This is a genomic window from Nocardia neocaledoniensis (assembly GCF_029868625.1).
GTDB lineage: Bacteria > Actinomycetota > Actinomycetes > Mycobacteriales > Mycobacteriaceae > Nocardia > Nocardia neocaledoniensis_A.
The window spans coordinates 1-18,244 of record NZ_JARWOJ010000279.1 but is presented as its reverse complement, the minus strand read 5'-3'; the positions used below and the strand labels follow the sequence as shown (position 1 = coordinate 18,244).

At 70.7% G+C, this 18,244-nt stretch carries 14 protein-coding genes and 1 tRNA gene; 7 read left to right on the top strand and 8 right to left on the bottom strand.

The features are described from left to right. The 4 genes from QH270_RS21285 to QH270_RS21270 form a co-directional block, all read left to right on the top strand. Nucleotides 1-1,135, top strand: a 1,135-nt coding sequence (locus QH270_RS21285; RefSeq protein WP_280345262.1) for a hypothetical protein, incomplete at its 5' end; no start/stop codon positions are given. A 91-nt stretch (nucleotides 1,136-1,226) separates the two neighbouring features. Further along, the gene (locus tag QH270_RS21280) at nucleotides 1,227-2,402 is read left to right on the top strand and encodes a PLP-dependent aminotransferase family protein (protein WP_280345257.1); all 1,176 of its coding nucleotides are present in this window, start codon (nucleotides 1,227-1,229) and stop codon (nucleotides 2,400-2,402) included. Nucleotides 2,403-2,456: 54 nt separating this feature from the next. Continuing rightward, nucleotides 2,457-3,026, top strand: a complete 570-nt coding sequence (locus QH270_RS21275) for a TetR/AcrR family transcriptional regulator (protein ID WP_280345254.1) — start codon at nucleotides 2,457-2,459, stop codon at nucleotides 3,024-3,026. Continuing rightward, nucleotides 3,026-4,207 carry an NADH:flavin oxidoreductase gene (locus QH270_RS21270; protein WP_280345251.1) on the top strand — a complete coding sequence of 394 codons (1,182 nt, stop codon included), beginning with the start codon at nucleotides 3,026-3,028 and terminating at the stop codon, nucleotides 4,205-4,207. Before QH270_RS21275 ends, QH270_RS21270 begins: the two co-directional genes overlap by 1 nt. A gap of 3 nt (nucleotides 4,208-4,210) precedes the next feature. Here the strand turns inward: QH270_RS21270 and QH270_RS21265 are convergent, their stop codons facing one another. After that, nucleotides 4,211-5,185, bottom strand: a complete 975-nt coding sequence (locus tag QH270_RS21265) for a DUF2804 domain-containing protein (RefSeq protein ID WP_280345249.1) — start codon at nucleotides 5,183-5,185, stop codon at nucleotides 4,211-4,213. 170 nt (nucleotides 5,186-5,355) lie between these two features. On the opposite strand from QH270_RS21265, the gene QH270_RS21260 reads away from it, so the two are divergent. Beyond that, nucleotides 5,356-5,796 carry a hypothetical protein gene (locus QH270_RS21260; protein WP_280345247.1) on the top strand — a complete coding sequence of 147 codons (441 nt, stop codon included), beginning with the start codon at nucleotides 5,356-5,358 and terminating at the stop codon, nucleotides 5,794-5,796. Nucleotide 5,797: 1 nt separating this feature from the next. Here QH270_RS21260 and glpK read toward each other — a convergent pair whose 3' ends face one another. Beyond that, nucleotides 5,798-7,294, bottom strand: a complete 1,497-nt coding sequence (gene glpK / locus QH270_RS21255) for a glycerol kinase GlpK (protein ID WP_280345245.1) — start codon at nucleotides 7,292-7,294, stop codon at nucleotides 5,798-5,800. Nucleotides 7,295-7,519: 225 nt separating this feature from the next. On the opposite strand from glpK, the gene glpD reads away from it, so the two are divergent. Continuing rightward, complete coding sequence (glpD, locus tag QH270_RS21250) at nucleotides 7,520-9,304, top strand: glycerol-3-phosphate dehydrogenase (RefSeq protein WP_280345243.1); 1,785 nt, start codon at nucleotides 7,520-7,522, stop codon at nucleotides 9,302-9,304. Between the two features lie 48 nt (nucleotides 9,305-9,352). Here glpD and QH270_RS21245 read toward each other — a convergent pair whose 3' ends face one another. From QH270_RS21245 to QH270_RS21230, 4 genes are read right to left on the bottom strand one after another with little or no spacing between them, the layout of a single operon-like run. Next, complete coding sequence (locus QH270_RS21245) at nucleotides 9,353-10,186, bottom strand: MBL fold metallo-hydrolase (RefSeq protein WP_280345240.1); 834 nt, start codon at nucleotides 10,184-10,186, stop codon at nucleotides 9,353-9,355. Beyond that, complete coding sequence (locus QH270_RS21240; RefSeq protein ID WP_280345236.1) at nucleotides 10,186-10,749, bottom strand: TetR/AcrR family transcriptional regulator; 564 nt, start codon at nucleotides 10,747-10,749, stop codon at nucleotides 10,186-10,188. The genes QH270_RS21245 and QH270_RS21240 overlap by 1 nt, the downstream gene beginning before the upstream one ends. 32 nt (nucleotides 10,750-10,781) lie before the next feature. Beyond that, complete coding sequence (locus QH270_RS21235) at nucleotides 10,782-11,561, bottom strand: Fpg/Nei family DNA glycosylase (RefSeq protein WP_280345233.1); 780 nt, start codon at nucleotides 11,559-11,561, stop codon at nucleotides 10,782-10,784. A gap of 4 nt (nucleotides 11,562-11,565) precedes the next feature. Next, nucleotides 11,566-16,470 (bottom strand): ATP-dependent helicase, encoded by a 4,905-nt coding sequence (locus QH270_RS21230; RefSeq protein ID WP_280345230.1) that lies wholly within the window; start codon nucleotides 16,468-16,470, stop codon nucleotides 11,566-11,568. 80 nt (nucleotides 16,471-16,550) lie between these two features. On the opposite strand from QH270_RS21230, the gene QH270_RS21225 reads away from it, so the two are divergent. Continuing rightward, on the top strand, nucleotides 16,551-17,114 hold the full coding sequence (locus QH270_RS21225; RefSeq protein ID WP_280345227.1) for a histidine phosphatase family protein: 564 nt from the start codon (nucleotides 16,551-16,553) through the stop codon (nucleotides 17,112-17,114). A 44-nt stretch (nucleotides 17,115-17,158) separates the two neighbouring features. On the opposite strand, the gene QH270_RS21220 is transcribed toward QH270_RS21225, so the two are convergent. Beyond that, nucleotides 17,159-17,232, bottom strand: a tRNA-Met gene (locus QH270_RS21220). Nucleotides 17,233-17,284: 52 nt separating this feature from the next. Continuing rightward, nucleotides 17,285-18,244: aldehyde dehydrogenase family protein (locus tag QH270_RS21215; protein WP_280345224.1), on the bottom strand; the 960-nt coding region annotated here is incomplete at its 5' end.

The window sequence follows — 18,244 nt, the reverse complement described above, 5'->3', positions numbered from 1 at the left end:
GGTGCGGGGGCCGCCGATCCAGGCGCGGGGGCCGTTGGGGGGGCCCGTCGCCGGGACACTTCCGGTGCCCCCGCCGCCGGGTCCGCCCACCATGCCGCCGCGCGGTCCGGTGCAGCCGCCGCGTTCCGCGCCGACGTCGGTCTTCGGTGACGCGGTCGCCACGCCGCCGCCGGTGCCGCCGCGCGCCCCTGACGCGTCGCCCTTCGGCGCGCCCGACCCGCGAGTCTCCGCGCCGTCCGAGGACCAGACCGTTCGGTTCAGTGGCGAGCGCAGGGACAGTTCGCCGTTCGGTGACTCGGTCCCGGTGACCTCCGGTCGCGAGGCCACCGAGGTGATCCGGCGCGACAAGCCGGGTCAGCGCGCCCAGGCTCCGGCCGCGGAACCGTCGCCGGAGACCGTCCGCATGTCCACCCCCGACATCGTGCGCCAGCCCGAGCGCGCCCCCGGCGCCGACGACGCCGAGGACAAGGCCTGGTGGAACAGCCCCGACGAGGGCGGTGCGGTGCCCAAGCCGCCGGAGGCCGGGCTGTCGTGGGCCGACGACCCGATCGCGCGGCGCCTCGCGCCGAAGAACCCCGTCCCGCCCGTCGCCGAGCAGAGCAAGGCCAAGGAATCCGATCGGCGGCTGCGCTGGATCATCGGCGGCGCGGCCGCGGCGGTGCTGCTCGTGGTCGCCCTGGTGCTGACGATCGGGCTGGTCAAGCGCGGTGGCGGCGAGGACCCTGGCGTGACAGCGGCGCCGATCCCGTCGGTCGCCTCGCCCACCGAGTGCAAGGCGATGTCGGAGCAGGCGGTCACCGTGGGTAACGGCCCCGGCGACACCTCGTCGGGCGCCAAGGCGATCCTCGGCTTCCAGTACGCCTTCTATGTCGACCGTTCCGGCGCCAAGGTGCGCGAGTACGTGGCACCCGACGCCGAGAACATCTCGCCCGCCGAGACGATCCAGAAGGCGATCGACGACCTGATCCCCGCCGGGTCCACGCACTGCGTGCGGATGCGCGAGACCTCGGTCGGCCGCTACGACGTGGAACTGCGCGAGTGGCATCCCGACGGCTCGGCCATCGTGTACAAGCAGGAGATCGTCACCACCAACACTGATGGAAAGTGGCAGGTCAAGTCGATCACCGCACGCTAGTGTCTCAATGTTTGGGACTGCAATTTCACATTCTGGTGGATGATATGCAATCGTAGGATGATTGCTTCCCTTGTCGTCCCCGGAGGTTCCCATGTCGCAGACCACTCCAGCGTTGGCGGGCAAGCTCGCGGGTCTGCAGAGCTCGGCGATCAGGGACCTGCTCAAGCTCACCGCGCGCGCCGATGTCATCAGCCTCGCCGGTGGCCTGCCGGATGCCGCGCTGATGCCGCGTGCGCGGATCGCCGCCGCGGCGGCGGCCGCGCTGGACGACGCCGCGGTCCTGCAGTACACCGAGTCGCCCGGCTGGCCCGCGCTGCGCGCCGTGCTCGCGGCCAGGGAGACCGCCCGGATCGGGCGCCCGGTCCCGGAGGCCGAGGTGTTCATCACCCATGGCTCGCAGCAGGCGCTGTCGCTGCTCGCCGAGGTGCTGCTCGATCCCGGCGCGCTGGTGATCGTCGAGGATCCCGCGTATGTCGGTGCGCTGCAGGTGTTCCGGGCCGCGGGCGCGCGCATCGTCGCGGTGCCGCTGGATCGGGACGGCATGCGGGTGGACGCGCTGGAGGAGCTGCTGGCGGCGGGCGAGCGTCCCGCGGTGGTCCACACGGTCTCCAATTTCCACAACCCCGGTGGCGTCACGCTCGCGCCCGAGCGGCGCCGTCGCCTGGCGGAACTCGCTGAGGCGCACGGGTTCTGGATCATCGAGGACGACCCCTACGGCGAACTGTGGTTCGACCAGCCCGCGCCGGCGCCGATCGCCGCCTACTCGCCCCAGGTGATCCGGCTCTCCAGCGTGTCGAAGATTCTCGCGCCCGCCCTCCGTGTCGGCTGGATGGTCGCCCCCGACCGGGTTTGTCGCGCGGTGGAACTGCTCAAGCAGGGCGCGGATCTGTGTGGTTCCGCCCTCACGCACCGCATCGTCACGGATCTGCTCACCGACACCGACTGGCTCGCCGCCCACGTGACTTCGGTCCGCACCGCCTACGGAGCCCGCGCCAAGTCCCTGGTCGACGCGGTCCGCACCACCTTCGGTGACCGTGTGAGCTGCACCGACGCCACCGGCGGCATGTTCGTCTGGGCCGATTTCACCGATGGCACCGACACCGCCGAACTGCTGCCACGCGCGCTCGATGCCGGTGTCGCCTACGTGCCCGGCGCGGCCTTCGCCGTCGGGAACGGGTACCGCCACTCGATGCGGCTGTGCTTCACCACCTCCGACGAGGCCGTGCTGGCCGCGGCGATCGGCAGGCTCGACTCGGCCGCGCGGTGAGCTCGTGTTCAATCAACGATTGAATCGTTGATTGAAACGTGTTCTACTGACGGGGTGCGACAAGCCGAGTACACGACCAGGGAACGGCTGCTGACGGCGGCTGAGCGCCTGCTCCTCGAATCGGGCTACGAGCGCGTCTCCGTCCGGGCGGTGTGCGCCGCCGCCGAGGCGAACCCGGCGGCCGTGCACTATCACTTCGGTTCCAAGGAAGCCCTGGTCGCGGCGCTGCTGCAGAGCAGGCTCGGGCCGCTGTGGGAGTCGTCGATGGACGATCTCGACGCGCGCGGCGCCACGGTCGCCGAATGCGTGTCGGCGATCATCGATCCGCTGGTCGGCCTGGCCGACGACCCGATCGGCCGGTTGCACATCCGGCTGCTGTCCCGGCTGGTGTCGAGCCGTCAGGACATCGCCTGGACCGCGCGCTGGTTCACCCTCGACCCGTTCGTGGAGTTGCTGCGCCACCGGCGCCCCGAGCTGTCCGAGCACGAGGCACGCACGCGCTGGATGCTGGCCTTCGACCTCATCCTCGGTCAGTTCGGCGCACCGCTCGCCGACGATCGTGTCCTTTCCGCGCGCACGGTCAGCTCGCTGCGCGCGTTCGTCACCGCTGGTTTGGAGTCCTGATGAACACGGTATTCGCGCCCGCTCAGCTCGGGCCGCTGACGCTGCGCAACCGGGTGATCAAGGCCGCGACCTTCGAAGGTCGCACGCCCGACGCGCTGGTCACCGATGACCTGATCGAATTCCATCGGGCACACGCCGCGGGCGGAGTCGGGATGACCACCGTGGCCTACTGCGCGGTCGCCCCGGAAGGTCGCACGGACCGCCACCAGATCTGGATGCGTCCCGAGGCCGTGCCGGGGCTGCGGCAGCTCACCGCCGCCATCCACGCCGAGGGCGCCGCCGCCAGCGCGCAGATCGGGCATGCCGGTCCGGTGGCCAACGCGGCGTCGAACCGGCTGCCCGCGCTGTCGCCGAGCCGGCTGTTCAGCCCGCTGGGTACGGCGTGGACCGTGCGGCCCGACACCGCCGAGATCCAGCGCGTGATCCGTGCCTTCGCCGACGCCGCGCTGACCGCCGAATCCGCCGGATTCGACGCCGTGGAACTGCATTTCGGACACAACTACCTGATCAGTTCCTTCTTCAGCCCCCTGCTGAACCGTCGCCGGGACGGCTACGGCGGCAGCCTGGCCAACCGCGCCCGCCTGGCCCGCGAGGTCGCCCACGCCGTGCGGGAGGCGGTCGGTGACCGGATCGCGGTGCTGGCGAAACTGAACATGGACGACGGCGTGGTCGGCGGACTGCGGCTCGCGGAAAGCCTGCAGATCGGCCGGTGGCTCGAGGGCGACGGCACGCTCGACGCTCTGGAGCTCACCATCGGTAGCTCGCTGCTCAACCCGATGTACCTGTTTCACGGCGAGGCGCCGCGCGCGGCCTTCGCCAAGGCCTTCCAGGGGCCGATGCGCTGGGGAATGCGGCTGGGAGGGCGGTTCTTCCTCCGCGAATACCCCTACCGGGAGGCGTACATGCTGGATCTGGCCCGCCAGTTCCGGTACGAGCTGAAGATGCCGCTGGTCCTGCTCGGCGGCATCACCTCGGCCGAGTCGATGCGGCTGGCGATGGCCGAGGGTTTCGAGTTCGTCGCCATGGGCCGTGCCCTGCTGCGTCAGCCCGATCTGTTGCTGCGCATCCAGGCCGACGAGCGCGCGCCGTCCCTGTGTACGCACTGCAACCAGTGCATGCCGTCGATCTTCAGCCGCACCACCTGCGTGCTGTCCGGACCGGACCTGCCGGTCCGGGCCTGATCCTCACCAGCGGTTGCGGGCCTCCTCGGCCCAGCCGACCATCCCGTCCAGATCCAGCCAGCGTCCGTCGTCGGTGCGGGCGCGGCCGGTGAAATGCCCGAAGCACTGGTGTGTTTCGCCGGCGACCACGAGCAGGTTCGCGGCGGCGACCCGCTCGTGGAACGGCTGGAACTCGACGTCGACCCGGTCACCGGTGATGTGCCACGGCGCGGTCCAGTGCTCGCGGTCGTAGTGCCATCGCAGTTCGTCGCCGATCTTGTGCAGGCGGCCGTCGACGATCAGCGCGTTCTCGGTGCTGCCGGTGCCGTCGGTCCATCGGCCGCCCAGCTGGATGCCGAGCCCGGGCTTGCCGCCTGCGGCCCAGTTCCAGGTGATCGCGTACGGCCACTTGCCGCGGCCGTGGTCCAGCACCGCGAAGGCATCGTCGAAGGCGTATTCCCGCTGTCCGAGTGTCAGCGTTCCGGCGGCGCGTCTGCCCACGTCTTTGACCGTGTACTGGAAGCGCTTTCGGCTCCACGGCACCACGACACCGAGCGATTCGTGTTCGGGTGGGCGGGGCACCACGGCCGAGAGCCGCACGCCCGCCGCGCTCGCCTCGATGCCGGTTCCCGCCGCATCGTCGGTCAGGGTGATCTCGATGCCGCCGCCGCGCGCCACACTCACGCCCTCGCCACTGCGGTCGGCCAGTGTCGTTCCCCGCGCGAAGGGAACGACGGCGTCGCGGGTGAATTCCTCGCCTGTGGCGCGGTCGAGCACGTAGATCCCGTGCAGTCCGGCGTAATCGAGGGAGGAGACGACGATGCCGATGATGTGGCGCGGCGTGATGATGCCCCAGTACTCCCAGCGCTTGCGGCGGCCCCAGCCCCGAAGCCCGGCACGGTGCAGGGGTTTTCGGGACCACCCGACGGCGTCGGGGTCGAGCAGGCCGTCCGGCCGGCACAGCTCGACCGGCGCGGTGATCTCCCGTTCGGCGCTCATGCTCTGCCCCCGGTCGCCCCGCCGTCGACGACGAACGCCCGCGCGTGCACGGCTCCCGTCCCCGACGCGGCCCCGCTGATCACCGTGACCCGCCCGGCCGGCCGTCCACCCATGGCATCTCCTCGCCTCGCGACTTCATCACCGCCAGTGAAACACGTTTCAATCAGCTGGTGGCGGAGGAGATTCCGGACGGCATCCAGCGGCTCGTCTACCTCTCCGCATTCTGCCCGACCACGGCCGAGGCGCCCAGTGCGATGGCGCTCGCGCAGCTGCCCGAGGCCGTCGAAGATTTCCGGCGCGTCAACATGCCCGAGGCCACCTTGGCACAGACGCTGGCGATCCTGAATTTCGGGATGCAGCACGAGGACGGCGCGCAGACCCAGTTCGCCGATGCCCGTGTCGGCGCCGAACGCTGGGGTCGGGTGCCGCGCAGCTACATCAGACTCACCGAGGACAACGTCCTGTCCGCCGCGCTGGTCACCAGGATGATTGCCGACGCGGACCGCCTCACCCCGGACAACCCTTTCGATGTGCACAGCCTGGCCGCCGGCCACGCGGGTGTCGTCCTGCGGGCGCGCGAGCTGGCCGCTCTGCTCGACGGCCTCGCGTAGCTCAGACCCAGCCGTAGGTGCGTTCTACGGCCTTGTTCCATTCGGTGTAGCGCTGGGTGCGTTCGGGGTCGGGCATCGACGGTGTCCAGGTGTGGTCGGCGATCCAGTTGGCGCGCAGGTCGTCGAGGCCGGACCAGTAGCCGACGGCCAGGCCCGCGGCGTAGGCGGCGCCGAGGGCGGTGGTCTCGCTGACGACGGGGCGTACGACCGGGACGTCCAGGATGTCGGCCTGGAACTGCATGAGCAGGTCGTTGCCGGTCATACCGCCGTCGACTTTGAGGGTGGTCAGTTCCAGATCGAGGTGCTGGGCGGCGGCGTCGGCGCGCATGGCATCGACCACCTCGCGTGTCTGGAAGGCGGTGGATTCCAGTGCGGCCCTGGCCAAATGGGCCTTCGTGACGAATCGGGTGAGCCCGGCGATGACGCCGCGGGCGTCGGGCCGCCAGCGCGGCGCGAACAGCCCCGAGAACGCGGGCACGAAGTAGGCGCCGCCGTTGTCCTCGACGCTACGGGCCAGCGGCTCGACCTCGGCCGCCGAGGCGATGATGCCGAGATTGTCGCGCAGCCACTGCACCAGCGACCCGGTGACGGCGATCGACCCTTCCAACGCGTAGACGGCCGGTGCGTCACCGAGCTGGTAGCAGGCGGTGGTGAGCAGACCGTGCTTGCTGAACACCGGCGTCGTCCCGGTGTTGAGCAGCATGAAATTGCCTGTGCCGTAGGTGTTCTTGGCTTCGCCGGGGGACAGGCAGGCCTGGCCGAAGGTGGCCGCCTGCTGATCGCCGAGAATGCCGGCGACGGGAGCACCCGCGAACGGTCCCGCGGTGATCTCGGCGTAGACCTCCGAGGAACTGCGGATCCGCGGCAGCAGCGACATCGGGATGTCGAACTCGGCGCAGATCCGCGAATCCCATTGCAGGGTGCGCAGATCCATCAGCATGGTGCGCGAGGCGTTGGTGACGTCGGTGAGGTGCTCACCGGTCAGTTTCCAGAGCACCCAGGTGTCCATCGTGCCGAAGCACAGGTCACCCGCCTCGGCCCTGGCCCGCACACCGTCGACATTGTCGAGGATCCAGCGCAGCTTCGGCCCGGCGAAATAGGTCGACAGCGGCAGTCCGGTGCGGTCGGCGTAGCGCTGCGGGCCCTGGTCACCGGCGAGTTCGGTGCACAGCTGATCGGTGCGGGTGTCCTGCCAGACGATCGCGTTGTAGACCGGTTCCCCGGTGGCGCGATCCCAGACGACAGTCGTCTCCCGCTGGTTGGTGATGCCGATGGCGGCCAGGTCGCCGGCCGAACAGCCGCTGTTGCCCAGCGCCGCCCCGAGCACCCATTCGGTATTGCGCCACACCTCCACCGGATCGTGCTCGACCCAGCCCGGCTTCGGGAAAATCTGCCGATGTTCCCGCTGCGCGGTCCCGACGATCCGGCCCTGCCGATCGAAGACGATGCACCGACTCGAAGTCGTGCCCTGATCGATGGCGGCCACATAGCGACGCATTGGAGCAGGCTACCCAAGTCCACCGGTCCCACGGCCGCAGTCGCGAGCTTCGGCGTAGGGACTCACCGACCCCGTCTTCGTCGAACGTGGCTGCCACGCCCGCGCCGTGAGCGTCCCGCGCGCCTTGCAGGCACTACGTTTAGCCTGTACGCAGCGGTGCCGGACGTGGCCCGGCGCCCACCCACTGTCGGCTGAACCGGCCGCCCGGTCGGCGAGGAGTCCAGCATGTCGCAGACACCGGAGTTCCCGTTCCTGCACCCGGGGGAGTTGGTCGCGGGCGGTTCCCGGCTCGGCCCGGGGCAGCTCGGCCCCGAGCAGCGCCGCACCGCCTGGGAACGCCTGGGCAAGGACCAGTTCGACGTGCTGGTCATCGGCGGCGGCGTCGTCGGCGCCGGGATCGCGCTCGACGCGGCGACCCGCGGCCTGTCGGTGGCGCTCGTGGAGGCCCGCGATCTGGCCTCCGGCACGTCGAGCCGCTCGTCGAAGATGTTCCACGGCGGGCTGCGCTATCTCGAACAGCTCGAATTCGGTCTGGTCCGGGAGGCGCTCAGGGAACGCGAGCTGGCGCTGTCGACGCTGGCGCCGCACCTGGTGAAGCCGCTGCGGTTCCTGTACCCGCTCACCCACCGGATCTGGGAGCGCCCGTACGTCGCCGCGGGTCTGACCCTCTACGACACCATGGGCGGCGCGAAATCCGTTCCGGGACAGCATCATCTGACCAGGCACGGCGCGCTGCGGCTGGCGCCCGGCCTGCGCAGGGACTCGATGATCGGCGGTGTCACCTACTACGACACCGTCGTCGACGACGCCCGCCACACCATGACCGTGGCCCGTACCGCCGCCCACTACGGCGCCGTCATCCGCACCTCCACCCAGGTCGTCGGGCTGCTCCGGGAAGCCGACCGGGTGGTCGGCGTGAAGCTGCGCGACACCGAGGACGGGCGCACCGGCGAGGCGCGCGCGAACGTGGTGATCAACGCGACCGGCGTGTGGACCGACGAGGTGCAGAGCCTGTCCCGGCAACGCGGCCGATTCCATGTGCGGGCGTCCAAGGGCGTGCACATCGTGGTGCCGCGGGACCGGATCGTCAGCGACGCGGCGATCATTCTGCGCACGGCCACCTCGGTGCTGTTCGTCATTCCGTGGGGCGCGCACTGGATCATCGGCACCACCGACACCGACTGGAATCTGGACCTCGCCCATCCCGCGGCCACCAAGGCCGACATCGACTATCTGCTGGACCGGGTCAACGAGGTGCTGGTCACCCCGCTCACCCACGCCGACATCGACGGCGTCTACGCGGGGCTGCGTCCGCTGCTGGCCGGCGAGAGCGACGAGACCTCCAAGCTGTCCCGCGAGCATGCCGTGGCCCGGGTCGCGCCGGGACTGGTGAGCATCGCGGGCGGCAAGTACACCACCTATCGGGTGATGGCCGCCGACGCGATGGACGAAGCGGCACAGGACATTCCGGCGCGGGTATCGCCATCGATCACCGAGAAGGTGGCCCTGCTCGGCGCCGACGGCTACTTCGCCCTGGTGAACCAGACCGTGCAGCTGGCCGAGCACTACGGCGTGCACCCCTACCGGATGACACACCTGCTCGACCGCTACGGCTCGGTGGTCGACGAGGTGCTCTCGCTGGCCGTCGGCAAACCCGAACTGCTGCAACCGATCACCGACGCGCCCGCCTATCTCCAGGTCGAGGCCGTGTATGCCGCCGCGGCCGAGGGCGCGCTGCATCTGGACGACATCCTGGCCCGGCGCACCCGCATCTCCATCGAATATCCGGATCGGGGTGCGCACTGCGCCGAGCAGGTCGCCCACCTCGTCGCGCCGGTCCTCGGGTGGGATGCCGACGAGATCGACCGCGAGGTGGCCACCTACCAGGCGCGGGTCAGGGCCGAGATCGAATCCCAGACCCAGCCCGACGACGCCTCCGCCGACGCGCTGCGGGCCGCGGCGCCGGAGCCGCGGCCGCAACTGCTGGAGCCGGTGCCGCAGGACCGCTGAGCGCACCACGGCGGGCAGTACGCCGTCGTGCGCCCCGACCACAGCGAATCAGACGCCGACGCCCTGCAATCGGCGCAGTTCCACCGCATTGTGCGCGCAGAACACCGCGACCTCGTCGCCGTGGCCGCGCAGGAGCTCGCGGAGCCGCTCCTGGTTGTCGATGCGCGCGGCGGGAACGGTCTGCACCAGGCGTTCGAACAGCGCCGCCGCGGGCGGCTGGTGCGGGTGCTCCAGATCGAGCTGGCCGGGATGAAAGTACGCGTCGCCGACGGAGAACTTCCAGCCCGCGCCGGTGTCGATCGCGACGCCCGCGTGCCCACGCGTGTGCCCGGCCAGCGGGATGATCAGCAATTCCGCCGGGAGGCCGCGCAATTGGCGCACGGCGCCGAAGCCGAACCAGGGCTCGCCCAGTTCGTCATAGCTCTCCCAGCGTGGTCCGTGCTCGAATTGCGCTGCCCGGTAACGGAACTTCTCGCGTGGCCCGTAGTGGCCGTCGAGGGCGCGCAGTTCCTCGCCGTAGACATGGACCTTCGCCCGTGGGAAATCGGCGAGCCCGCCGGCGTGGTCGAGATCGAGGTGCGTGACGACGATGTCGGTGACGTCCTCGCGCCGGTAGCCGAGGGCCTCGATCCGGCGGGCCACCGTGCCTTCCAGGTCGAGGACGGGTCGGGTCATCCGGATGAAGCGGCGGCCGAGCCAGGCGTCGGGCCTGCGCACCGAGCCTTCGCCGATGCCCGTCTCGATGAGGACGAGGCGGTCGTCGAGTTCGATCAGCACGCAGTGGCAGACCATTTCGGCACGGCGGGTGAGGCCGCCGACACCGTCGAGCAGGCGCCCGCCGAAGGGCCGCAGGGTGCCGCCGTCGAGGTGATGGATACGCATCAGGAGAGCTCCCGTTCGAGAGTGGCGCGCAGGTGGTCGGCGACCGTGCGCAGGGGGGTGAGGTCGCGGCGGGTGCGGGCCAGCAGGAGCCCGCCCTCGATCAGGGCCAGTGCGACGGTGGCCAGTTCGCCGGCGCGAACGTCCGGAATTCCCTTGACGCGCAGGAACTCCTCGATGGCGGTACGCCAGGATTCGAAGCCGGTGACGCAGGCTTCGCGGATCGGTTCGCTGTCACCGCCCGCGTCGAGCGCGATGGTGGCGATCGGGCAGCCGCGCTGGAAGTCCGAGTCGGTGAGCATCGCGCCGAGCGCGTCGAACACGCCGTCGACGTCGCCCTGCGCGAGTGCGGCCGCGAGCAGTTCGCGCAGCGCGTCGGCCGATTGGACGAGCGCCTCGGCGGCGAGCTGTTCCTTGCCGCCGGGGAAATGGAAGTAGAAGGAGCCCTTGGGCGCACCGCCCGCGCTGACCAGCTGATTGACGCCGGTGGCGTGGTAGCCCTGGGTGTGGAACAGGTCGGCGGCCGCGTCGAGGAAGCGCTGCCGGGAATCCGTGCGTGGAGTCACTCCCCGAGCGTAGCTCGAGTATGACGACCGGTCTAGTTATTGGGTTCGGGTTGGCAGCGGGGGCAGAAGTAGATGCCGCGTTCGCGCTGGGTGATGCGGTCGGCGGGGTCGTCCTCGCCGAGCAGCCGGGAGACGATGGCGGTGCCGCAGCGGGGGCAGGGGCGTCGGGTGCGGCCGTAGACCATGGGCCGCCACGGTGGCTCGTGCGCGGCTTTGCCCAGGACTCGATGGGCTTCGTCGACGAGCGCGGGCAAGTCGGCGATGTCGCCGACCGGGGTGACCGGGTGTACGCGGCGCAGGAAGCAGATCTCGCTGCGGTAGATGTTGCCGATTCCGGCCAGGTTGCGCTGGTCGAGCAGGGCGAGGCCGATGGCGCGGCGGGGATGGGTCTCGAGCCTGCGCAGCGCCTCGCCCGCGTCCCAGTTCGGGCCGAGCAGATCGGGGCCGAGGTGGTCGATGACGGTGTGTTCCTCGCTGCGCGGCAGCACCTGTACCTTGCCGAGCGCGAAACCGACGGCCTCGACCTCGTCGTTGGCGAGCACCAGCCGGGCGGTGACACGCGGCTTGGTCCAGCGCTGACCGCAATGGAACACCCGCCACTCGCCCTCCATCTTGAGATGGGTGTGGATGCTGAACCTGTCGGTGCGGATGAACAGGTGTTTGCCGTAGCTGCCGACCTCGGTCACGAGATCGCCGACGAGGTCCACCGTGGCGTAGCGGGGGACGCGGAAATCGCTGCGGGTGAGCGTCTTTCCGGCCAGCGCCGCGCGCAGGCGCTCGGCGGTGCGGAACACGGTGTCGCCCTCGGGCATGCGGCTACACCTGCCTGCGCAGGCGCAATCCGCGCGGCGTCATCGAGAAGCCCGCTTCCACGAGGACATCGGCGAAGGTGTTGCCGTGCACGGACTCCCCGTTGGCCTTGTCGATCACCAGGCTGTCGACGCGGCGGTCGTGCACCAGGCCGGCGAGCGCGACCGCGGCGGTGCGGCGCAGCCCGGGATCCTCGGTGAAGCTCAGCAGCGTCTTGCCGCCGCGCTCGACATAGAGCACCAGCTCGCCGCCGACCAGTACCACCAGGGCACCCGCCTTGCGGCCGGGACGATGCCCACCCTCGGCGTGGCCCTTCGGCCACGGCAGGGCCGCGCCGTACGGGTTCGCGGGATCACAGGCGGCCATGGCCAGCGCGGCGCCGGGCTGGGCGGCTCCACGGTCGGTGTCGAACGAGCGCAAGCGGTCGACGGTGTCGGTGGTGGAGAACTGGGCACCGCCGAGGGTGTCGACGAAATAGCCGCGACGGCATCGGCCGCGGTCCTCGAATTCGGTGAGTACCCGGTACATGAGCGCGAAACCGCCCGGCACGCCTTCGTTCTGGACCGATCCGCGCGTCAGCACCCCATAGCGTTCCAGCAGCTGGTCGGCGGTGGCGTGGGCACGAAGAGTGTTGTCCTGCACGCGTTCCGGCAGGATCGACCAGCGACCGGCCAGTGTCGGCGGGCCGGAACGGGTCGGCATGGACGGGCGCGGCAGGTAGGCGCGGCCGCGCGGTGCCCGGCGCGGCGTCCGGTGCGCGGTGGTGCTGCGGGCGGTCCCGGACAGCAGCGCGCGCACCGGGGCGAAGGTGTCGCCGGAGACATAGCCCGCCCAGACCAGCTGCCACAGGGCATCACCGACGGCCTTGTCGTCGAGCAGGCCGGTGGCATCGGAGAGCTGCCGGAAGAAGAACGCGCCGCCGCCGCGCAGGGTCGTCGGCAGGATGAACTGCCTGTCCAGGGCCGCGTCTTCGATGTTCGTGCCGCCGTCATCGCCGCGCACGCCGCCGGCGTCCAGCCAGCCGGTGTCTCCGGTCGCTCGGCCGAGGGCATCGTGGGCGCCGTCTCGCGCACCCGCGTCGAGATCGACCGGTGGGTGCCGGTCGGCGCGGGCGGGCGGCGATGGTTCCAGGTCGGCGCCTAGGGCGGCGAGCAGGCCGAGCTGGATCTCGGTGGGATCGATGTCGTCGGGTGGGGGCAGGGTGAACGGTGCCTGATCGGCCAGGTGCAGGGCGATCCAGCCGTCCTTGGCGGTGATCGCGCCGTGCCCGGACCAGATCACCTCGCCGCTGGCCATCAGTTCGTCCAGCATCGCCGGGGAGTAGTCGCGGACGCGGGTCGGCAGGATCAGTGACTCCCAGGCGGATGCCGGAATCGGCACGCCCGCGAGCTGTTCCACGACCGTTGCCACGCCGTCGATGCCACGCAGCTCGCCGGAGCCGACGTGTTGCCAGGCGGGCAGGAAGCGGCCGAAGGCGGCGGTGTTCACCGGCTCCACCTCGTGCCGCGCCGCCGCCAGCGAGCGGCGGCGCAACCGCCGCAGGACCTGGGCGTCGCACCATTCCGTTCCGGCGGTGGCGGGCGTGAATTCGCCCTCGACAACACGCTTCTCGGCCTGCAGGTGATGCAGTGCGGTCGCGGCCACGGCGGTGCCGAGGCCGAACCGGGCCGCCACGTCGGCGGTGGTGAACGGAGCATGGGTGCGGGCGTAGCGGCCGACCAGGTCGCCGAGCGGGTCGGGCACCGGCTCGATGAAAGCGGCGGGCACCCCGATCGGCAGCGGCACACCCAGCGCGTCGCGCAGTCGCGCGGCATCCTCGACCGCGACCCACCAGGTGCGCCCGGCGAAGGAAACCTCCAGCGCGCGCCGGGCATCGCGCAGTTCGGCGAACCAGGCCGGAGCATCGGAGTCGTCGAGAGGATCAGCGGTGTCGCCGGACTCGTCGAGCAGGGCGGCACCATCGTGCTCACCGCGCCGCACACAGCGGGCCGAGGCCTCGGTGGGGGTGAGCGGGCCGAGCAGGCGCAGCAGGTCGGCGAGGCCCTCGGCGTCGCGGGCCCAGCGTTCGGGGGTGAGGCGCTGGAGTTCGCGTTCGGTGAGGGCGAGGACCTCGGGGTCGAGGAGTTCGCGGAGCTCGACGCGGCCGAGGAGTTCGGCCAGCAGGCTGGAGTCCAAGGCCAACGCGGCGGCGCGGCGTTCGGCCAGGGGGCTGTCACCGTCGTAGAGGAACTGGCCGACGTACGAGAACAGGAGGGCATTGGCGAACGGCGACGGGCTCGCGGTCTCGACATCGATCAACCGGACCTCCCGCCGCGCCACCTTGGTCAGCAGCGCGCGCAGCGAGGGCAGATCGTAGACATCGCGCAGGCACTCGCGCACCGTCTCCAGCAGGATCGGGAACTCCGGGAATTTGCGTGCCACATCGAGCAATTGGGCCGAGCGCTGCCGCTGCTGCCACAGCGGCGCCCGCTTGCCGGGATCGCGGCGCGGCAGCAGCAGCGCCCTGGCCGCGCACTCGCGGAAGCGGGACGCGAACAGTGCCGAACCGCCGACCTGCTCGGTGACGATGTCGTCGATCTCGTCGGGTTCGAAGACGAACAGTTCGGCGCCGGGTGGCTCGTCGGTGGTGTCGGGGAGCCGGACCACGATCCCGTCATCCGACGCGGTCGGCGCGGCATCGATACCGAAGCGTTCCTGCAAGCGGGCGCCGACGGCCAGCGCCCACGGGGCGTGCACCGGCGTACCGAAGGGGGAGTGCAGCACCAGCCGCCAGTCGCCGAGCTCGTCGCGGAACCGTTCGACGATCAGGGTGCGGTCGGTGGGCAATTGGCCGGTGGCCGTGCGCTGTTCGTCGAGCAGTCCGACCATGTTGGCCGTCGCGTTCTGATCGAGGCCGGCCGTGCGCACCAGCTGGTCCAGGCGGGCGGCGGATTTGCTGAGTTCCTCACCTGGCCTCGCGGACGAGCCGCCCTTGCCGCGACGTCCGGGCGCCTGGACACCGGGCATCGGCGTCGGCTCACCATCCGCCAGGGCCATACCGGCCACGATGCGGGCGAACTCATCGGCGGGCACCTGACCGGCGGTACGTACGAATTCGCCCAGTGCGGAACCCAATTCGGCCGGACGGCCGAGCCCGTCACCGTGCCAGAACGGCAACCGTCCCGGCAGGCCGAAGGCGGGCGTCACCAGCACCCGGTCGAAGGTGATCTCCTCGATCCGCCAACTGGTCGCGCCGAGCGCGAACACGTCGCCGACCCGCGACTCGTAGACCATCTCCTCATCGAGTTCGCCTACCCGCGAGGCCTTCTCGCCCACCATGAAGACCGCGAACATGCCTCGGTCGGGGATGGCGCCGCCGGAGGTGACGGCCAGCCGTTGCGCGCCGGGCCGCCCGGTGAGCGTGCCCGCGTCGCGGTCCCAGACCACGCGCGGCCGCAGCTCGGCGAACTCGTCGGAGGGGTAGCGCCCGGCCAGTAGATCCAGCACGGACTCGTAGGCCGAACGCGGCAGATTCGCGTAACTGCCGGTGGCGCGGACGATGTCGAACCAGGCGTCGACATCGATCGGTTCCAGGGCGCACGCGGCCACGGTCTGCTGGGCGAGGATATCGAGCGGGTGCGCGGGAATCTGCAGCACCTCGATCTCGCCGGCGAGCATGCGCTGGGCCGCCACGGTGCAGTGGATGACATCGGTGCGGTGCTTGGGGAACAGCACGCCACGTGACACCTCGCCCACCTGGTGCCCGGCCCGCCCGACCCGCTGCAGCCCGCTGGCCACCGACGGCGGCGCCTCGACCTGCACCACCAGGTCGACCGCGCCCATGTCGATGCCGAGCTCGAGACTGCTGGTGGCGACCACGCAGCGCAGCCGCCCGCTCTTGAGGTCGTCCTCGATGATCGCCCGCTGTTCCTTGCTGACCGACCCGTGGTGGGCCCGTGCCAGCAGCTGGTCGGCACCGTGGATCACCTCGGTGGATGGCCCGAGCTGCGCGGGCGGCGCGTGCTCCGTCTCCACCGGTTCACCCAGCCGCGTGGCGTAGGCCTCGTTGAGCCGGGCGGTCAGGCGCTCGGCGAGCCGGCGCGAGTTCGCGAACACGATCGAGGACCGGTGCTCGAGCACCAGGTCGACGATGGCCTCGTCGACGTGCGGCCAGATCGATCCGGGCTGCTCGGAGTCGCCGGGGGCGGTCATGTCGGCCACGGGCACCCGCACCGACAGATCGAAGGTCTTGGGTGCGGGCGGCCGCACGATGCTGATCGGCGCCGACCCCACCAGGAACCGCCCGACCTCCTCGGGTGGGCGCACCGTCGCCGACAGCCCGATCCGTTGCGCGGGCCGCTCGGTGAGCTGGTCCATCCGGGCCAGCGACAATGCCAGGTGCGCGCCCCGCTTGGTGCCGGCGATGGCGTGCACCTCGTCGACGATCACCGTGTGGACCTGGGCCAAGCTCTCCCGCGCGGCCGAGGTGAGCAGCAGGAACAGTGACTCCGGGGTGGTGATCAGGATGTCGGGCGGGGTGCGCTGCATGGCGCGGCGCTGCGCGGGCGTCGTATCACCCGAGCGCACACCCACCGAGATCTCCGGCGGATTCAGTCCGAGCCGCTTCGCCGTCTGGGTGACCCCCACCAGCGGTGCCCGCAGGTTGCGCTCCACGTCCACCGCCAGTGCTTTGAGCGGCGACACGTACAGCACCGACGTGCCGCGCGGCGCGCCCGGCTCCGGCGCGGGCCGATTGGCCAGCCGGTCGATGGCCCACAGGAACGCCGACAGCGTCTTGCCCGACCCGGTCGGCGCGATGACCAGCGTGTGTTCGCCCCGGGAGATGGCGTCCCACGCGCCGAGCTGGGCCGACGTGGGCCCGGCGAAGGCCCCGTCGAACCACTGCGCCGTAGCGGGTGAGAACCGTTCCATGGGTTTCAGTGTGCACCGCGGCACCGACAAACCCGTCCAGGTGAACGGCGTCACAGTGACCGGCGCTACTCTGGGCACTCGTGCAAACGGTGCTCAGAGTCGACCTCGTCGGCCACGGCCTGACCGAGGCGGTGCGCAAGGCGCGATTCCCTGTTGACGAACCCCTGGACGAGTCGGGGCGGGCCGCGGTGCGGCGGGTCGCGGTGCGGCAGTACACCCCGCCCGCCGACGCCCAGGTGCGGACCGCGCCGGAGCGGCGGGCCCGCGAGACCGCGGAGGCGTTGGGCGTGGTGGGCGAGGTCGACGCGCGATTACGCGACCTCGACGCGGGCTCGTGGCGCGGTACCGAGATGAGCTCGCTGGCACAGGATCAGTTGTTCGCGTGGCTGACCGATCCCGAATTCCGCGGGCACCGTGGGGAATCGGTGACCGATCTGGTCGATCGGGCGCGGTTCTGGCTGGCCGAGATCGCCTCGGCGGGCCGCGATACCGTCGCGGTGACCCATCCCGCCGTGATCAGGGCGGCGCTGCTGGTGGTGCTCGACGCGCCACCGAAGTCGTTCTGGCGCATCGACATCCCACCCGGCTGCGTGACCCGCCTGCACTACCGCGGTACCTGGACCCTGCGGATGGGCGAACCCTGAGAACGACGAAAGGCCCCGGAAATAATCCGGGGCCTTTCGACCAGTAGCGGGAACAGGATTTGAACCTGCGACCTCTGGGTTATGAGCCCAGCGAGCTACCGAGCTGCTCCATCCCGCGTCGTAAATACCACTGTACACGGCCCGACGCGGATGACGAAATCGCTTCCTGATCAGCCGAAATGTATGCCCTGCGCCAGCGGCAGCTCGGTGGAGTAGTTGATGGTGTTGGTCGCCCTGCGCATGTAGGCCTTCCACGAATCGGACCCGGACTCGCGGCCGCCGCCCGTGTGCTTCTCGCCGCCGAACGCGCCACCGATCTCCGCGCCGGAGGTGCCGATGTTGACATTGGCGATGCCGCAATCGGATCCGGCGATGAACAGTTCGGCCTCGCGCTGGTCGAGGGTGAAGATCGCCGAGGAAAGTCCCTGCGTCACATCGTTGTTCAGGGCGATCGCGGACTCGATGTCGTCATAGGTGAGGACGTAGAGGATCGGCGCGAACGTCTCCTCGCGGACCAGCTCGTTCTGCTCCGGCATGCGCACGACGGCCGGTCGCACGTAATAGGCGTCCGGTCCGACCAGCTCCACCCGCTCACCGCCGCAGACGATCTCACCGCCGGAGTCGACCGCGCGCGAGAGCGCCTTCTGCATCGAAGTGAAGGCGCGCTCGTTGATCAGCGGGCCGACCAGCACACCGTCGTCGAGCGGATTGCCTACGCGCAGTTGGCCGTACGCGGTGGCCAGGCGTTCGACGAGCTGGTCGGCGACGGAGGTGTGCGCGATCAGCCTGCGCAGGGAGGTGCAGCGCTGGCCCGCGGTCCCCGCGGCCGCGAAGACGATGCCGCGCACCGCCAGCTCCAGATCGGCACTCGGCGCCACGATCGCGGCATTGTTGCCGCCGAGTTCCAGCAGGCACCGGCCGAACCTGGCCGCCACCTTCGGCGCGACCGTCCCACCCATCCGGATCGAGCCGGTGGCGCTGAGCAGGGCCACCCTGGAGTCCTCGACGAGGATCTCGCCGACCGCGGCACCGCCCTGGACCAGCTGGTGTACTTCGGGATCGGCGCCGACGTCGATCGCCGCGCGGCGCAGCAGCGTGTGGCAGGCCAGCGCCGTCAGCGGTGTGGTCTC

What these genes read in the sequence shown, in the direction of transcription:
- QH270_RS21235 (WP_280345233.1), bottom strand. Translation starts at nt 11,561, where the DNA reads ATGCCCGAGGGCGACACCGTGTTCCGCACCGCCGAGCGCCTGCGCGCG.
- QH270_RS21265 (WP_280345249.1), bottom strand. Translation starts at nt 5,185, where the DNA reads ATGAGCGCCGAACGGGAGATCACCGCGCCGGTCGAGCTGTGCCGGCCG.
- QH270_RS21270 (WP_280345251.1), top strand. Translation starts at nt 3,026, where the DNA reads ATGAACACGGTATTCGCGCCCGCTCAGCTCGGGCCGCTGACGCTGCGC.
- glpD (WP_280345243.1), top strand. Translation starts at nt 7,520, where the DNA reads ATGTCGCAGACACCGGAGTTCCCGTTCCTGCACCCGGGGGAGTTGGTC.
- QH270_RS21245 (WP_280345240.1), bottom strand. Translation starts at nt 10,186, where the DNA reads ATGCGTATCCATCACCTCGACGGCGGCACCCTGCGGCCCTTCGGCGGG.
- glpK (WP_280345245.1), bottom strand. Translation starts at nt 7,294, where the DNA reads ATGCGTCGCTATGTGGCCGCCATCGATCAGGGCACGACTTCGAGTCGG.
- QH270_RS21280 (WP_280345257.1), top strand. Translation starts at nt 1,227, where the DNA reads ATGTCGCAGACCACTCCAGCGTTGGCGGGCAAGCTCGCGGGTCTGCAG.
- QH270_RS21230 (WP_280345230.1), bottom strand. Translation starts at nt 16,470, where the DNA reads ATGGAACGGTTCTCACCCGCTACGGCGCAGTGGTTCGACGGGGCCTTC.